The organism is Tepidibacillus fermentans (assembly GCF_004342885.1).
Lineage (GTDB): Bacteria > Bacillota > Bacilli > Tepidibacillales > Tepidibacillaceae > Tepidibacillus > Tepidibacillus fermentans.
Genome location: NZ_SMAB01000003.1, coordinates 69,677 through 86,306 on the forward strand (window position 1 = coordinate 69,677; position 16,630 = coordinate 86,306).

The window sequence follows — 16,630 nt, forward strand, 5'->3', positions numbered from 1 at the left end:
AGATTATAAAGTATCGATGCAATATGTGTAAGGGTGTAATTGAAATGTGTTGGAGACCAGTAAAAAAAATAGAGCCTAGTTCGGCTCTGAATTAATCGATAAAACTCGCGAGGATTTCAAATCCTTTTTCTGCACCAAGTTGAAGTGTAGAACTGATCGCATTTCCGATCTCACCAATATAAGTAGAACTTTGCCCTTTTTCTTCTTGAACAGGTTGTTTTGGTGATGTTGGTTTTGAACTTTGTTCTTTTTTGGTAGCTGATTCCTTTTCTTTTCCTGGGATTGGCTTCTTATAGGTCTTTCCGAGTACCGTAACCTCTACTTGATCATTATTTTTAGATACCTGAAAACTTTGGATTCCCTGATTTGGCTTACCTGTAACTTTATAGATTCCTTTCTCAGCAACTGTAATTCCCATAAAAGTGCCAACTAGAAAAATAACAATCACAAAGAAAAAACGTAAAGAAAATCGTGCCATCGTTCTCACCCCTTCTAATTTTTCTTAGCTGGTGGTGTTGCGTTTACCTTTGCCGCATCAAAGTAAATTTCTGCCACTGCTTCTGCTAACGCTCTTGCCGTTCGATATTCTTCTTCAAGGGTATTATAGTTACTACCCACCTCGATCAAGACACTATTTGGTGAAACGGATTGATTATATTCTCCATTTGTTCCAGATGTTTTCGTTTTTTCTGTAATTCCTTTTGATAAACCAGGGTAAAGTTTATTGATGGTATCATGTAATTTTTGAGCAAATTCTTTGTTCTTTTGATAATTCTGGTTCCCTTTGCCAATCACAAACGTGACCGTTGCATAATCAACACCTTTAATCTTACGTGTAGATAATTTTTTCATCTCTTTCGGCTCATAAGATTTCCCAGATGGAAACCCATCACGATGGATATCAAAAATAAATTGGTAGTCACCATTTCGTTTTAATGCTTCTTTGACTGTTTTCGATGATTCCATATAGGCTAATGCATATTTTTTTAAATCAGGATAATAATCGTCCGTCGATACTTCCGCACCAATCCCTAATTTTTTTAATTCTTCCCCTAGTTTTACCCCTACCTTTGTAATGTTCACTTTGGAATCTGAATTTTTGTTTGTTTCTGGTAGGAAGGATTCACGATTATGTGTGTGATAAATAAATACGACATTTCGATTTGCTGATACCTCTTTGGCCTCTGTTTTCTGATCATCTTGAACTAATTCTTTTGGGGGTTTTGATTCCATTGGATGATCGATTACATCCGTCATATTGGCTGCTGTTAAGTTCGCAAAATCCATCAGAGAATAAGCAGGGATCTCTTCTTTTATCCAGTCATTTGGATGTTTGGGTTTATACGAAAGAGAAAATAACTGAAAGAAAGGATTTTCTGGACTTTGTGAATTACCTTCTTCTAATGCTTGTACATCTATATGAAAAATTGGAATTTCCATCGTAAATAAATACAAAAATTGATTCGTTGATAATTTTAAAGAAAACTTGTCCCAAAAATCACCATCTGTTTGTTCATGTTCCTTTGATAGTTGTAAGAAAAAAACACTGATCAACATAAATAAAATTGCCGTACCAATAGAAAGGGATAAAAAGAACTTTTGAAGCGAAGATTGTTTCATTTTTTTCACCCTATTCTCCATTAAACGTTTTGTACATGTTTATGAGCGAGAAATAGGGTTTAGAACTAATTTTTTACCGCATCGGAAAGTTTAACTTCATTAAAGTAAAAAATCGAAGTTAAGCTTGAACAATCGGCATAAAAAACTACCTCTAAAGAAGAACTCGACTACGTCTTCGAAAAGACTTCAATAGAAGATTTTTTAATTCGTATAAGAAGCTATATTCTCTTCATTTACCGCTGAATGGAGAGCCATATTGAGTCCATTAGCCAAAATTTCAGCCATATCTTCGATAAATATATCTACTTCCTTTGGGGTAACCATCAGATTATAACCTAAAGGCGCTAGTACTTCATAAATCAATTGACGTTTTTCTTGTTCCCCTAATGTACCTACCATACCCAAGAAATGCTGATGAATTTCAGGATTTTTTGAAGGTCTTTTTCCAAAAGGATTGCGAATGTCCATTTGTTTTCCTAAATGTTGCAATAAATAATCCATTGTATCACTTGTGATCGATACCGCATCAACCACCGTTGGAATCCCAATCGCAATGACTGGAACACCGAGTGTCTCTCGATTTAATGCTTTTCGTTTATTGCCAATACCTGACCCAGGGTTAATTCCTGTATCTGCGATTTGAATAGTTGAATTGACACGATTTAAAGAACGAGCGGCTAAAGCGTCAATGGCTATGACTAAATCAGGTTTACTCTCTTCCACAATTCCCTTTACGATATCGCTTGTTTCAATTCCGGTAATTCCTAGTACACCAGGAGCAACAGCACTAACAGGACGGAATCCTTCATTAACATCATTAGGCATCAGCTCAAAAAGATGGCGAGTCACTAAGATTTTCTCTACCACCAACGGTCCTAACGCATCAGGAGTTACGTTCCAATTCCCTAATCCGATCACTAAAACTTTGGCATCTTCCAGAATTCCGATTTCTTTCAAATAACGTTGAAAATCATTGGCAAAAACCTTTGTCATCTGTCCCTGAAAAGTAGAATCATGTCTTTTTAGAGCATCTGCTTCAAAGGTGATATAATTCCCCTTTCGCTTGTTGATTCGTTTTGCTCCTTCCTCACTCTGAATGGAAAGCCTTGAAATATGGATCCCTTCTATCTCTTCTTCATTTATATACACCCCGGGAATCTGTTCACCATATTGCTCTACTGCCATCTGATGACTTTCTAATGCTAAATCTGTTCGTACTTGATATTGACTGAGATCAATCTGATTCTCTCTATTCATCATGAACCCCCCTAAAATTTACTAATTTTATTTTTCTACTAAAAATAAAGTTTCATTCTTTGTTTTCACAGAATCCTTGCTTTTTAAAACTGGCCATGTTAGAATATTTGGTGTTCTATTTGGAATTTGTACTTAACAGGTTGCACCAAGGAGGTGAATCGAATGCCAAATATTAAATCCGCGATTAAACGTGTAAAAACTACAAAAAAACATAATGAAAGAAATTCTGCTCAAAAATCAGCACTAAAAACTGCTATTAAGCATTTTGAAGTAGCTGTTCAGAATAATGATGTTGAAGCCGCAAAAACCGCTCTCTTGAATGCAACCAAAAAATTAGACAAAGCGGTAACCAAAGGTTTAATTCATAAAAACGCAGCTTCTCGCAAAAAATCTCGTTTAGCAAAGAAATTTAATGCTCTTACATCAAATGTAACTGCATAAACCAAAACAACAAAGAACGACCCATTGGCAACAAGGGTCGCTTTTTTATTTTATTAGATGTCCTCGTTTGAACCTCATATATTATAATAATAGAAGTAATCTAAAAATATTTAGGGGTTTTCTAATGAAGTACGTCAAACACTCTTTTCAAAAACCCATACCCTATCTCGATTCTACGATTATCGTTGAAGGTTCCGTTTCGGCCGATTTCCTACAAAACTTTCATCTCCACGAAGAACTAAATTCTTTTCGTGCCCCTGCAGAGCAGATGAAAATGTTGCAAAAAATTGCTTCTCTACCTGAAGGAAAAGTGATCATTGCTTATTATGGCCAAACGATTGTCGGCTATGTTGTTTTTTCTTACCCTGATCCACGTGAACATTGGTCTAGATTTAAAATGCCAGATCTTTTGGAACTTGGGTCGATCGAAGTGTCTAGGCCTTTTCGCGGAAATCAGATTGCCAAACGATTATTAGAAGTCTCCTTTCTCGATCCAACCATGGAAGACTATATTGTGATGACCACACTCTATTATTGGCACTGGGATTTAAAGGGAACAGGACTTACAATCTGGCAATATCGCAGGATTATGGAAAACGTGATGAAAAGTGCTGGCCTCATATGCTACCCCACCAATGATCCGGAAATTCGTTCCCATCCCGTGAATAGTTTAATGGCCCGTATTGGCAAGAATGTTCCGCAATCATCGATCGAAAAATTTGACGAGTTACGTTTTCAATATCGTTAAACTCTGACAATTGCTAGGTCTAGATAGGAGGGAGGAATAAAATGTTAGTTGAACAGATCATGAATCGAAATGCGGTAACGGTAACACCAACCACTCCGATTAAAGAAGTCTTTGAAATCGTAAAACATACACGGGTTCACCACATCCCTATTACAACAAATGGAAAATTGATCGGATTGATCACAGCGAGACATTTGCGGCAACACTGCACTTTAGCAGCGACTGAAGGCAATGACTTAAATCAGAGAACAGTTGGTTCAATCATGAAAACCAACATTATCACTGCTCATCCTCTCGATTTTGTTGAAGATGTTGCTTTAGTGATGTATCAAATGCATATAGGTTGCCTCCCTGTTGTTCAACAGGGTCAATTCGTTGGTCTTGTTACCGAGAGAGATATCATGCGCACTTTGATTGAAATGACAGGGATTTCTCATCCTAGCTCACAAATTGAGGTAGAGGTAGAGAATCAAGTAGAAAATCTTGCTAAGATCGTCCAAATCTTTAAAGACCATCAATTAAACATCAGTAGCGCTTTTATCTATCCAAGTACTGTTCCAAATAAAAAGATGCTTGTTTTCCGTGTTGAAACGATTGATCCAAGGATCGTCGTAAGTAAAATCAAAGAAGCTGGTTATCATGTCATTTGGCCTAGTCTACCGGAGGAATAGTAAATGAGCAGACAATTCCTTTTCATTTACTCTCCTAATCTCTTAAACTATCAATTTTATAAGGAACATCCTCTCAATCCAAAACGGTTAGAATTGACCTACCAATTGATCCATGCGTTTGAACTCCTCTCAACTGAGCAAATCATCTTACCAAGATATGCAACTGATCAAGAGCTCTCGTTGATCCATGATCCACATTATATTGAATTTGTAAAAAAAGTAAGCGAAACAGGAACATGCCAAAAAGGATGCCCAAAATTTGGGATTGGTAATGAAGATACTCCCCCTTTTCAAGGAATGCATGACGTTTCTTCATTAATCGTAGGTGGGGCATTGCAAGCTGGGGAATACGTCATGGAAGGAAAAGTAGACCATGTTTTTCACATGGCTGGCGGTCTACACCACGCCTTTCAAAAACAAGCATCTGGATTTTGCATATACAATGATGCTTCTGTTTTAATTGCTTTTTTACGAAAACAATATAATGCAAGGGTATTATACCTGGATACCGATGCTCACCATGGGGATGGCGTTCAATGGGCTTTTTATGACGATCCCAATGTACTCACTCTTTCGATTCATGAAACAGGACGATATCTTTTTCCAGGTACTGGTCATTTAGGAGAACGAGGAAATGGTGCAGGGTATGGCTATAGCATCAATGTTCCGTTAGATGCCTTTACTGAGGACGATTCGTTTATTGAGATACTCTATCAGGTCGTTCCTATTGTAGTAGAAAGATTTCAACCTGATATTATCGTGAGTCAAAATGGCTGTGATGCCCATGCTTATGATCCTCTTACTCACTTAAATACCTCCATGCGAATCTATCAGGAAATTCCTCGACTAGTCCATCAGCTTGCCCATCAATTTACCGAGGGAAAATGGGTGGCCTTAGGCGGTGGGGGCTATGATATCTGGCGTGTCGTTCCTAGAGCATGGACACTCCTATGGGCTGAGATGATAAACCGGCCATTAGAACAACAACCATTACCAACAAGCTGGATCGAACGATGGCAAAAAGAAAGTCCAGTAGAGCTTCCTCGTTTTCTTTTTGATGATCTAACCACTTTTGCGAAGATTGCTAGAAAAGAGGAAATTCAAGAAAAGAATAGACTGACGGCGGAAAAAGTTTTGGAGTCTTTAGCGTATATTAGGGGAAAGGACAATTAGTGAACCACTCACCACTTAGCTATCGCTTGAAGTGGGAGCTTCTCAGCTCCACGACGAAAGCAACCTTTCGTCTCCCTGAGCGTTACTTCGGGTCGTTCCAACCCTAGATGTCCGACAATTCGGAGTTCTTTTGTACCTTGGATATTTTACGCATGGAAGGATCAGCTTGGTCTTCGCGTTTTATTTTCTCCATGCAACCCCATATATCCAGTTATCAAAGAACAACATAAGTTTATTTTACTATAGCATCGGACAATTGAACAGACGACAAACGCCTGTCCTTGTCCGAAGTCGATTCATCTCCCACTTTCATTAAGCTACGCAAGATTTAGAAGTGGGAGACTTCTCGAATGAAGAATGTTAAAAAAATATGAAATCTACAAATCAGATATCTGATATCGTGAAAAAAAGGCCCATGAATCTCATGAACCTTTTGCTATTTTCTTTATCTTCCCTACACCACATACTTCTCCGCTTCTATAATTCGTGCAGCAATGTTACGCTTTAATTGAACGATATTGATTGGCGTATAACGAGTAAGTTTTTTTAAAATAGATAGTTGCGTTCTTAACACATCTCCTTCATCCATCGAAGCTAGAGAGACTTTTGCTAATTGAGCTAAACGTTCAAAGGTTTCTTGGAAGTAGACTTGAGTCATTTCAATCTTTTGTATAGACTTCTCTAAGCCTACCTTATTTATGGATTTTAAAGTGCGTAAAAGGATACTTTCTAACCCATAGATTTCAATAATCATATCCGACACATTGCGCAGAATCTCTTGTTCCTGTTCTAGCTTTTGTTGATATTTTTGAACAGCGATTCCGGCCACCATTAATGCCATTTTCTTTGTCTTTTCTAGCAGATCCTTCTCTTGGCTTAGTGGGGTGTCCTCAAGAACGGAAGGCATTAATCCCATCAGTTCTTGTTGTAAACCTTGTGCTTTTGCTAGAAGTGAGAGTTCCCCTTTTAGTGCCTTTTTCAGTAATGTTCCGGGGATCAATAGACGATTAATTTCATTCGTTCCCTCAAAAATTCGATTGATTCTGGAATCGCGGTATAATCGCTCAATCTCATATTCCTCAATAAAGCCATATCCACCATGGATTTGAACCCCTTCATCGACGATAAAATCAAGTGCTTCTGACCCATACACCTTATTAATCGAACATTCGATGGCATATTCAGCAATCCCATTGGCCACTTTTCGACCCTCGTCTTCTTTTACTCCTTTTAATGAGTTTAACATCTCTTCTATCAATCCACCTGTCCGATAAACGGTGGTCTCATTGACATACGTACGAATCGCCATATCTGCCAACTTCTCTTGAATTAATGGGAAGGAACTGATCGGCATTTTGAACTGTTTCCGTTCTTTCGCATATTTCACGGCAAGATCAATCACGCGTTTTGACGAACCTACAGTACCAATTCCTAATTTATATCGTCCAATATTCAAAATATTAAACGCAATCACATGTCCTTTCCCCACTTCACCTAAGAGATTTTCAACAGGGACCTTTGCATCTTCTAAGATTAATGGACGAGTAGAAGAACCGCGAATTCCCATTTTCTTTTCCTCTGGACCAACTGATACACCTTCAAACTCTCTTTCCACGATAAAAGCAGAAAACTTATCCCCATTTACTTTGGCATAGACGATAAAGACATCGGCAAATCCTGCGTTAGTGATAAACTGCTTCGTTCCATTTAAAATATAATATTTTCCATCTTCACTTAATACTGCAGTCGTTTTTGCCCCTAATGCATCCGAACCAGACGTTGGTTCTGTTAAAGCATAGGCGGCGATTTTTTCTCCAGTTGCTAATGCAGGAAGATATCTTTTCCGCTGATCATCATTTCCAAAGAAAACGATGGGTAATGTCCCAATTCCAACATGTGCACCATGACTTAAGGCAAATGAACCAGCTTTTGCAATATTTTCAGTGATTAAAGAAGAACTGATCTTATCTAAACCAAGCCCACCATATTCTTCAGGAACTTCTGCTCCAAGCAACCCTAATTCCCCTGCTTCTTTTAATAACTTCACAACCAAATCAAAATCTTTATGTTCAATTTCTTCCGCATGCGGAAGAACTTCTCCTTCAACAAAATCCCATGTGGTCTTTGCAATCATGATTTGCTCATCATTAAAATCCTCTGGTGTAAAAATATCCTCTGGTCGAAGATCATCGATTAAAAAACTACCGCCTTTGATTTGCTTTTTCTCTTCCATTCTGAATCCCCTCCATCAATTTTTATAAAATTTCAAAAACCCCTGCGGCTCCCATACCACCGCCAATACACATGGAAACGACGCCATACCTACCATTTCTGCGTTTTAACTCATGCAGAAGAGTTACTGTTAATTTTGCTCCTGTACATCCTAATGGATGGCCGAGTGCAATTGCTCCACCATTCACATTTACTTTTTCTGGATCAAGTTCTAATTCGCGAATGACATACACGGCTTGTGAAGCAAAGGCTTCGTTTAATTCAAAGAGGTCGATATCTTCAAGTGATAAATCTGCTTTTTTCAGTGCTTTTGGGATCGCTTTAACAGGTCCAATCCCCATAATTTCTGGGGCAACACCAGCAACCGCATAGCTGACAAAACGAGCGATTGGTTTTAATCCTAATTCCTCAGCCTTTTCCCTCGACATCATCATCACTGCTGCTGCTCCATCACTGGTTTGCGAGGAGTTCCCCGCTGTCACCGTGCCATTTGCCATAAAAACAGGTTTTAACTTTGCTAAGGCACCTAATGAAGTATCATTACGGACCCCTTCATCCGTGTCAAAAACAACTTCTTCCTTACGTACCTTCCCTTTTTCATCAATGGTGGTTTTGGTCACTTTGATCGGTACAATTTCCTCTTTGAATTTTCCTTCCTTAATCGCTTTTGCTGCTCGCTGATGACTTTTAAGCGCAAACGCATCTTGTTCTTCCCTAGTTACTCCAAAACGTTTCGCAACTTGTTCTGCTGTTAATCCCATCGACATATACGCTTCTGGCATATGCTCCATTAACCAAGGGTTTGGAGCTGGTCTATTTCCACCCATTGGAATCATACTCATACTTTCAACCCCACCAGCAATGACCACATCAGCAAAACCAACCATGATTTTTTCTGCCGCAATGGCAATGGTTTGCAGTCCTGAAGAACAATAACGATTCACCGTCATTCCTGGCACTGTGTTTGGAAGTCCTGCACGTAGGACGATGTTTCTTGCTATATTCATTCCCTGTTCTGCCTCTGGAAACGCACATCCTATGATCACGTCATCAATTTCTTCAAGCTTTAAGCCTGGTGTACGACGTATTAATTCATCAATGACAAATGCACCTAAGTCATCGGGACGGGTGTCCTTTAATGTACCTCTTGGCGCTTTACCCACCGCAGTTCTTACCCCTGCAACAATGACAGCCTCTCTCATTTTTAATCCTCTCCTTTAGTTTCGAAGTGGTTTTCCAGTTGTTAACATATGTTGCATTCTTGCTTGTGTTTTTGGTTCACCAACCAAGCTTAAAAATGCTTCCCGTTCTAAATCCAATAAATACTGCTCCGTCACATAACTATTGGCTGGTATATTCCCACCTGCTAAGATATAGGCTAGTTTTTCAGCAATCTTCTGGTCATGTTCACTAATCATTCCGCTTGCCTTGTAGGAGTAGATTCCTAACCTTAGGGTATTAAATCCCGTTTCTCCTACCACTCGAATCTTTTTTGGTTTTTGCGGTTGATAACCAAGCTGATCTAAGGCTAAAACCGCTTGTTTCGCATCATAGATTTGGGTATCTCGATTCACAGAAATTCCATCCTGTTTTCGCAAGTATCCTAGTGTCTTTGCATCTTTCGCACTCGTTGAAACCTTTGCCATCGCAATCGTTTCAAATGCCCGATTGACAAGGGGTTGGACATCCATACTTACTCCATCTGGGATTCCTTCTAAATTGCGAAGTAATAATTCTTTTGTTCCACCCCCAGCAGGAATTACGCCAACTCCTACCTCAACAAGACCCATATAGGTTTCTGCAGCTGCTTGCACATAGTCAGCTGCAAATACGACTTCTGTACCTCCACCTAATGTCATACCAAATGGAGCAACAACAACAGGTTTATCTAAATATTTTAATTTCATATTTGCCTCTTGAAACATTCGTACCATTAAATCAAGCTCATCCCAATTCTCATCCTGTGCTTCCATTAAAATCATCATCAGATTGGCACCGACACTAAAATTCTTTGCTTCATTGCCAATGACTAAGCCGCGATAATTGCGTGAAACTTCCTCCACGCTTTGATTGATCATGGTAATAATATCGGTTGCGATGGCATTATTAGGTGAATGAAATTCTAGTAGTGCTACATCATCGCCAAGATCAATGAGAGTTGCCCCAGCGTTAGCTTTAATCACTTTCTTCTGTTCTTTTAAATCAGCAAGAGAAATCTTCTTCGGATTCTCTGAAATGTTCTTAAAGGTTCCATTGGTAGAAAAATAAAGGCGTTTGGTTTCTACCTTTTCATAAAAATGAGATTTGCCACTTTCTAAGAGTTTTGTAACAAACGAAGGAATTACTTCCCCTTCTTCTTTCATTCGTTTCACTGATTTTTCAATACCAATGGCATCCCAAATCTCAAAAGGACCCAATTCCCAATTAAATCCCCATTTCATTGCTTGATCAATATTGACGATATCATCTGCAATTTCACCAAGTTTGTTAGCAGAATAAAGTAAAACTCGTTTTAAGGTGTTCCAGGCAAATTGTGAAGCTTCATCTTTGCCATAAAGAAGTATCCTTAATTTATCCTTTAAAGTTTTGGCCTGTTTTGCCATTTCTACCAAAGCCGATTCGAATTTTACCTTTGGCACATATTCCATTGTCTTCGGGTCAAATACAAAGATTTCTTTGCCCTTTTCAGTCATCATTTTTTTATAAAAACCTTGCTTGTTCTTATCACCAATCCATCCCTGTTTCACCATCTCATGAATATAACTTGGAATCGTAAAGACACGTTTTTCCTCCTCATCCTCTGAGTTGTCTCTTACATTATTGGCAACATGGACAAAGGTATCGATTCCAACCAAATCTAACGTTCGGAAAGAGGCGCTTTTTGGCCGTCCCATTAACGGGCCTGTTATCACATCCACCGCATCTGCCCGTAATCCCATCTTCTCCATCTCATGTATGGTAACCATTAATCCATATGTGCCAATTCGGTTGGCAATAAAGTTAGGTGTATCCTTTGCTAACACAATTCCTTTGCCAAGGACGTTCTCGCCAAAATCCACCATAAATTCCACAATCTCTGGATCGGTTGTTTCTGCTGGAATCACTTCTAATAGTTTCATATAGCGTGGTGGATTGAAGAAATGAGTACCTAAGAAGTGCTTTTTGAATTCATCGGCTCGATCGGCCACCATTTCGTTAATCGATATCCCAGATGTATTGGAACTGACAATGGTTCCTGGCTTACGATAAGTCTCAATCGTTTCTAGCACTTTCTTTTTTATTGCTAGATTTTCCACAACAACTTCAACGATCCAATCCACCTCTGATAAGCGATGCAAATCATCTTCCAGATTCCCGATTTGGATGAGGTCAGCATCTTCAATTGAGTAGAGTGGGGAGGGTTTCGTTTTTAATAGAGCTTGTTTTGCAGTTGCTGCCAGTCGATTTCTTACTGCTGAATGATTAAGTGTAAAACCTTTTTTCTCTTCATCAGGCAGTAGTTGCATTGGAACGATATCCAATAGATAAACGGGTATTCCTATATTGGCCAAATGGGCCGCGATTCCTGAACCCATCACTCCTGAACCTATCACCGCGGCTTTTTTAATTTTTCTTTTCATGAACAAACCTCCATTTCAAATTCATCTTCTACATTCCAAAGGTTAGTGGTGTCCAACGCGTCTCCGCTCTCCGTGCCTTTCACTGAATAAAACGTAAAGTGAGAAAGGCACTCCGCGAAGTCGTCGTTTTTGGTCACCACAAACCTATTTCAATGTTGTGTACCACCAAGTCCGCTTTTGATTACTAAAAACCAACCTGAATGACGATTCATTCACCAACAATATTATTTAAAATATTAAAAATATTCAGTTAATTTGAACTAGGACGATTCCATTTCCGCTAACGGGGAATATCCTCATCCTAGCTCCCCATACCATTTCATCTATTTCATGATCGATTACATATTGCGGCGATATTGTCCACCCACTTCATACAAGGCTTTGGTAATTTGACCTAAGGACGCTACTCTTACCGTATTCATCAATTCGGCAAAGATATTTTCTCCGTGTAAGGCAACCTCTTTTAACCTGTTTAATGCTTCATCTACCTCATGTCGGTGCTGTTGATGAAACTGTCGTAAGCGTGCAATCTGTTCGTCTTTTTCCTCAATTGTTCCTCGCGACAATTCAATCTTTGTTACTTCCCCTCCTCCATTGGGATTTAAGAAAATATTAATTCCGATAATCGGTAGCTCACCAGAATGCTTTTTCATTTCATAGTACATGGATTCCTCTTGAATCTTACTTCGTTGATAAGCGGTTTCCATTGCTCCTAATACACCGCCACGAGCATTTAACCGTTCAAATTCCTGAAGAACGGCTTCCTCAACCAAATCGGTTAATTCTTCAATAATGAAGGAACCTTGCAATGGATTCTCATTTTTAGCTAATCCCAATTCCCGAGTAATAATCAATTGTATCGCCATCGCTCGACGAACAGAATTCTCGGTTGGAATTGTAATAGCTTCGTCATAGGCATTGGTGTGTAAGGAGTTACAATGATCATAAAGTGCCATCAAAGCCTGTAAAGTAGTGCGAATATCATTAAAATCCATCTCCATCGCATGAAGAGAACGACCTGAGGTTTGGATATGGTATTTTAATTTTTGTGAACGTTCATTCGCACCATATTTGTACTTCATTACCACCGACCAAATTCTTCGAGCCACCCTCCCTAATACGGAATACTCTGCATCCATTCCATTACTAAAGAAAAAAGAGAGGTTAGGAGCAAAATCATCAATTTTCATCCCTCTACTCAAATAATACTCGACATAAGTAAACGCATTGGCGAGAGTAAAGGCTAATTGCGTAATCGGATTTGCACCTGCCTCGGCAATATGATAGCCGCTGATACTGACGGAGTAATAATTACGTACTTTGTGTTCGATAAAATACTCTTGTATATCGCCCATCATTTTCAGAGCAAACTCGGTTGATAAAATGCAAGTATTCTGTCCTTGATCCTCTTTCAAAATATCTGCTTGAACAGTTCCCCGTACTGTTTGTAAGGTTTTCGCTTTAATCCCTTCTCTTTCCATTGGATCAGGTTCTCGTCCATGTTGTTCTTTAAACTTTTCGATCTGTTGATCGATTGCCGTATTTAGAAACATGGCTAGAAGAATGGGTGCTGGACCATTAATCGTCATCGATACACTCGTATTGGGAGCACAAAGATCAAATCCATCATAAAGCTTTTTCATGTCTTCGATGGTAGCGATACTTACCCCGCTTTCGCCAATTTTTCCATAGATATCTGGTCTTGTATCTGGATCTTCGCCATAAAGTGTGACACTGTCAAAGGCTGTACTTAAACGTTTTGCGGAATCATCTTTTGTTAGATAATGAAAACGGCGATTGGTTCTTTCTGGTGATCCCTCCCCTGCAAACTGGCGCTTCGGCTCCTCTTCTGTACGTTTAAAAGGAAAGACACCTGCGGTATATGGGAAAAATCCTGGTAAATTTTCTTTCATCTTCCATTTCACAAGTTCTCCCCAATCTTGATAAGGCGGGAGCGCAATTCGCGGAATTTTGCTTCCTGATAAGGTCGTATGAAAGATTGGATCTTGTTCATAAGTCGCTTTTATATTAGGCCATTCATCGAGCCATATTTTCGTTTCTTGATGTAGTTGATCCGTGATCCGTTCTATCTCTTTATCGATCCAATCTGTAACAGCATGATACTGTTCATTCGCTTTTACTAGCAATAATTTTGTACCTTTTAATTGATAGAGTTGTCTAGCCAATCCACCTGCTGGATAGTGAATTGCTGGTATTGGCGAACAGTATTTACAATCTCATATAGGTAGGATTCTCGTTGTGGTGGAATGATTTGTTGATTTTTACTTTCATGCAATCGTACCTTTGAATCTAACTTCCAATCCAGCTGATTCTTCTCAATCACTTTCGCGATCAAATCTTGATAAAACCGATTCACTCCCGCGTGATTAAAACGATTGGCGATTGTGCCATAAACAGGTAAGTCTTCTAATGCTCGATCAAAGAGCTGGTGGTTCCGCTGATATTGTTTTCTCACATCTCGTAAGGCATCCTCTGATCCTTTTCGGTCAAATTTATTGATCACAATCAAATCTGCAAAATCTAACATATCAATTTTTTCTAATTGTGAGGGAGCACCATAATCACTGCTCATCACATAGACCGAGAGATCCGAAATTGACGTGACTTCCGTATTTCCCTGACCGATTCCACTCGTTTCGACAAAAATGAGATCAAAATTAGCCGTTTTCAATATTTCAATCGCATCCTTTAAGGCAAGACTAATCTCTGTTCGCGATCCCCTTGTAGCTAAACTTCGTACATATACTTGAGGATGGTGTATGGAATTCATTCGAATTCGATCCCCTAAAAGTGCCCCTCCTGTTTTCTGTTTCGAAGGATCAACTGAAAGTATCGCAATCGATTTATCAGGAAAATCCTGTAGAAAACGACGAACAAGTTCATCCGTTAAAGAGCTTTTTCCCGCACCACCAGTGCCCGTGATCCCAATTACAGGAACATTCCGATTTGCTAGCCGCTTTATCTCTTTTTTCCATCGCAACTCATAGGTTTTTTGATTTTCCTGACTATAACTGTTTTCTACTAGGGTGATCATTCTTGCAATCGCTAGATGCCGTTGTTGCTGAAGATCCTCAAGTTCAATCGCTGAAATCTGGCTAGTCGAAAAGTCGGTTTCTTTAAGCATATGGTTCACCATGCCAATTAACCCAAGTCGTCTTCCATCCTCTGGTGAAAAAATTTTAGCGATCCCATAACGTTCTAACTCTTGAATTTCCTCTTGTACAATGACTCCACCGCCACCGCCGAAAATCCGAATATGTCCAGCGCCTTTTTCTTGAAGCAAATCATACACATATTTAAAATACTCCATATGCCCCCCTTGGTAGGAGCTAAGTGCAATTCCTTGAACATCTTCATCAATTGCCGCATTGACGACTTCCTCTGCCGAACGATTATGGCCAAGATGAATGACCTCTGTACCTGCTGCCTGTAATAATCGGCGAAAAATGTTAATCGAGGCATCATGCCCATCAAAGAGACTAGAGGCTGTAACAAAACGAATTTTATGGATCGGTCGGTAAAATTCGGTTTCCATGAACACACCACCTTTTTCCATTTTCGTCTTACTCTTTCAATAAGTAGTTCGCAATCACCAGTCGTTGAATCTCATTCGTCCCCTCATAAATTTGCGTAATTTTTGCATCCCTCATCATTCGTTCGACTGGATAATCCCGTGTGTAGCCATAGCCACCAAAAATTTGAACCGCCTCGGTGGTAACCTCCATCGCTGTATCACTAGCCATTAACTTCGCCATTGCCGATTGTTTGCCATATGGTAAACCATTGTCTTCAAGCCATGCTGCTTGGTAGGTTAATAATCGTGAGGTTTCTATCTTTGTTGCCATATCCGCAAGTTTAAATTGAATCCCTTGTTGGGCAGCAATTGGTTTGCCAAATTGAACACGCTCTTTGGCATAGTTGAGCGCTTCATCTAAGGCTCCTTGGGCGATGCCAAGTGCCTGTGCTGCAATTCCATTTCTTCCACCATCTAAGGTCATCATCGCAATTTTGAACCCTTGCCCTTCTTCACCTAAGAGATTTTCTTTTGGCACCCGTACATTGTCAAAATGCAATTCTACAGTAGTCGAGGCACGAATTCCCATCTTTTTTTCCTTTTTACCAAAACTAAAGCCTTCCATCCCTTTTTCCAAGATAAATGCACTGATCCCTTTATGCTTTTTCTCCTTATCTGTGACAGCAAAAACGATATACGTATCTGCTACCATCCCGTTAGTAGTAAAAATCTTCGAGCCATTGATGATATAATCATCCCCATCTTTAACAGCCGTTGTTTTGATATTGGCGGCATCTGATCCTGCTCCGTTTTCTGTAATCGCAAAAGCACCAAGTTTTTCTCCTGTGGCTAGAGGCTTTAAGTATTTTATTTTTTGCTCTTCGTTCCCAAACTTATAGATTGGCCAGCTCGCTAATGATATGTGAGCAGATAAAGTTACTCCTACTGAGGCGTCAACCCGAGAAAGTTCTTCTACTGCAATCACATAACTTATAAAGTCGGCTTCAGCACCCCCATACTTTTCGGGCCAAGGAATCCCCGTAAGTCCTAGTTCCGCCATCTTCTCAAAAATCCCTCGATCAAAAAGTTCTTGTTCATCCCGCAATGCAGCTGTCGGTGCTACTTCATTCTCAGCAAAGTCTCGAACCATCTTTCGAAACATTTCCTGCTCTTCTGTTAAACGAAAATTCATATTACTCACTCCCCCAAACGTTTATTTAAGTAATTGGTTCGCAATCACGATCCGCTCAATTTGATTCGTCCCTTCATAAATTTGCGTAATCAATGCCAAGAAGACCGAGTCTCCCCATTTCCTTGATTAACTCTAAAGGAA

Annotated in this window: 11 protein-coding genes and 1 pseudogene; 4 read left to right on the top strand and 8 right to left on the bottom strand. The window is 39.5% G+C overall.

Features of this window, described 5'->3' with window-relative positions:
* Window positions 1–91: 91 nt before the first annotated feature.
* The 3 genes from EDD72_RS02995 to gpr form a co-directional block, all read right to left on the bottom strand.
* Entirely contained in the window at window positions 92–478 is a 387-nt protein-coding gene (locus EDD72_RS02995; protein ID WP_132767152.1) for a DUF3679 domain-containing protein, read from the bottom strand.
* 14 nt (window positions 479–492) lie between these two features.
* Window positions 493–1,620, bottom strand: coding sequence for a stage II sporulation protein P (gene spoIIP, locus EDD72_RS03000; protein WP_165894949.1), 1,128 nt, complete (start codon window positions 1,618–1,620; stop codon window positions 493–495).
* A gap of 201 nt (window positions 1,621–1,821) precedes the next feature.
* On the bottom strand, window positions 1,822–2,877 hold the full coding sequence (gene gpr / locus EDD72_RS03005; protein ID WP_132767154.1) for a GPR endopeptidase: 1,056 nt from the start codon (window positions 2,875–2,877) through the stop codon (window positions 1,822–1,824).
* A 162-nt stretch (window positions 2,878–3,039) separates the two neighbouring features.
* On the opposite strand from gpr, the gene rpsT reads away from it, so the two are divergent.
* From rpsT to EDD72_RS03025, 4 genes are all read left to right on the top strand, one after another.
* Window positions 3,040–3,318 carry a 30S ribosomal protein S20 gene (gene rpsT, locus EDD72_RS03010; protein ID WP_132767155.1) on the top strand — a complete coding sequence of 93 codons (279 nt, stop codon included), beginning with the start codon at window positions 3,040–3,042 and terminating at the stop codon, window positions 3,316–3,318.
* A 124-nt stretch (window positions 3,319–3,442) separates the two neighbouring features.
* A complete protein-coding gene (locus EDD72_RS03015; RefSeq protein WP_132767156.1) occupies window positions 3,443–4,066 on the top strand; it encodes a GNAT family N-acetyltransferase in 624 nt (207 codons plus the stop codon).
* A 41-nt stretch (window positions 4,067–4,107) separates the two neighbouring features.
* Entirely contained in the window at window positions 4,108–4,737 is a 630-nt protein-coding gene (locus EDD72_RS03020) for an acetoin utilization AcuB family protein (protein WP_132767157.1), read from the top strand.
* A gap of 3 nt (window positions 4,738–4,740) precedes the next feature.
* On the top strand, window positions 4,741–5,910 hold the full coding sequence (locus tag EDD72_RS03025; protein WP_132767158.1) for an acetoin utilization protein AcuC: 1,170 nt from the start codon (window positions 4,741–4,743) through the stop codon (window positions 5,908–5,910).
* A gap of 454 nt (window positions 5,911–6,364) precedes the next feature.
* Here EDD72_RS03025 and EDD72_RS03030 read toward each other — a convergent pair whose 3' ends face one another.
* From EDD72_RS03030 to EDD72_RS03055, 5 genes and pseudogenes are all read right to left on the bottom strand, one after another.
* Window positions 6,365–8,143 carry an acyl-CoA dehydrogenase family protein gene (locus EDD72_RS03030; RefSeq protein ID WP_132767159.1) on the bottom strand — a complete coding sequence of 593 codons (1,779 nt, stop codon included), beginning with the start codon at window positions 8,141–8,143 and terminating at the stop codon, window positions 6,365–6,367.
* Between the two features lie 22 nt (window positions 8,144–8,165).
* Window positions 8,166–9,344 carry an acetyl-CoA C-acetyltransferase gene (locus EDD72_RS03035; protein ID WP_132767160.1) on the bottom strand — a complete coding sequence of 393 codons (1,179 nt, stop codon included), beginning with the start codon at window positions 9,342–9,344 and terminating at the stop codon, window positions 8,166–8,168.
* A gap of 15 nt (window positions 9,345–9,359) precedes the next feature.
* Window positions 9,360–11,762: a 3-hydroxyacyl-CoA dehydrogenase/enoyl-CoA hydratase family protein gene (locus EDD72_RS03040; RefSeq protein WP_132767161.1), complete on the bottom strand. Its 2,403-nt coding sequence runs from the start codon at window positions 11,760–11,762 to the stop codon at window positions 9,360–9,362.
* Between the two features lie 338 nt (window positions 11,763–12,100).
* A pseudogene (icmF, locus tag EDD72_RS12795) lies at window positions 12,101–15,318 on the bottom strand (fused isobutyryl-CoA mutase/GTPase IcmF).
* Between the two features lie 28 nt (window positions 15,319–15,346).
* Window positions 15,347–16,489, bottom strand: a complete 1,143-nt coding sequence (locus tag EDD72_RS03055; protein WP_132767163.1) for an acyl-CoA dehydrogenase — start codon at window positions 16,487–16,489, stop codon at window positions 15,347–15,349.
* Window positions 16,490–16,630 lie beyond the last annotated feature (141 nt).

Excerpts from the sequence above, each read along its gene's own strand:
- EDD72_RS03035 (WP_132767160.1), bottom strand. The coding sequence starts at position 9,344 with ATGAGAGAGGCTGTCATTGTTGCAGGGGTAAGAACTGCGGTGGGTAAA.
- EDD72_RS03055 (WP_132767163.1), bottom strand. The coding sequence starts at position 16,489 with ATGAATTTTCGTTTAACAGAAGAGCAGGAAATGTTTCGAAAGATGGTT.
- EDD72_RS03015 (WP_132767156.1), top strand. The coding sequence starts at position 3,443 with ATGAAGTACGTCAAACACTCTTTTCAAAAACCCATACCCTATCTCGAT.
- spoIIP (WP_165894949.1), bottom strand. The coding sequence starts at position 1,620 with ATGAAACAATCTTCGCTTCAAAAGTTCTTTTTATCCCTTTCTATTGGT.
- EDD72_RS03030 (WP_132767159.1), bottom strand. The coding sequence starts at position 8,143 with ATGGAAGAGAAAAAGCAAATCAAAGGCGGTAGTTTTTTAATCGATGAT.
- EDD72_RS03020 (WP_132767157.1), top strand. The coding sequence starts at position 4,108 with ATGTTAGTTGAACAGATCATGAATCGAAATGCGGTAACGGTAACACCA.
- EDD72_RS03040 (WP_132767161.1), bottom strand. The coding sequence starts at position 11,762 with ATGAAAAGAAAAATTAAAAAAGCCGCGGTGATAGGTTCAGGAGTGATG.
- EDD72_RS03025 (WP_132767158.1), top strand. The coding sequence starts at position 4,741 with ATGAGCAGACAATTCCTTTTCATTTACTCTCCTAATCTCTTAAACTAT.
- gpr (WP_132767154.1), bottom strand. The coding sequence starts at position 2,877 with ATGAATAGAGAGAATCAGATTGATCTCAGTCAATATCAAGTACGAACA.
- rpsT (WP_132767155.1), top strand. The coding sequence starts at position 3,040 with ATGCCAAATATTAAATCCGCGATTAAACGTGTAAAAACTACAAAAAAA.
- EDD72_RS02995 (WP_132767152.1), bottom strand. The coding sequence starts at position 478 with ATGGCACGATTTTCTTTACGTTTTTTCTTTGTGATTGTTATTTTTCTA.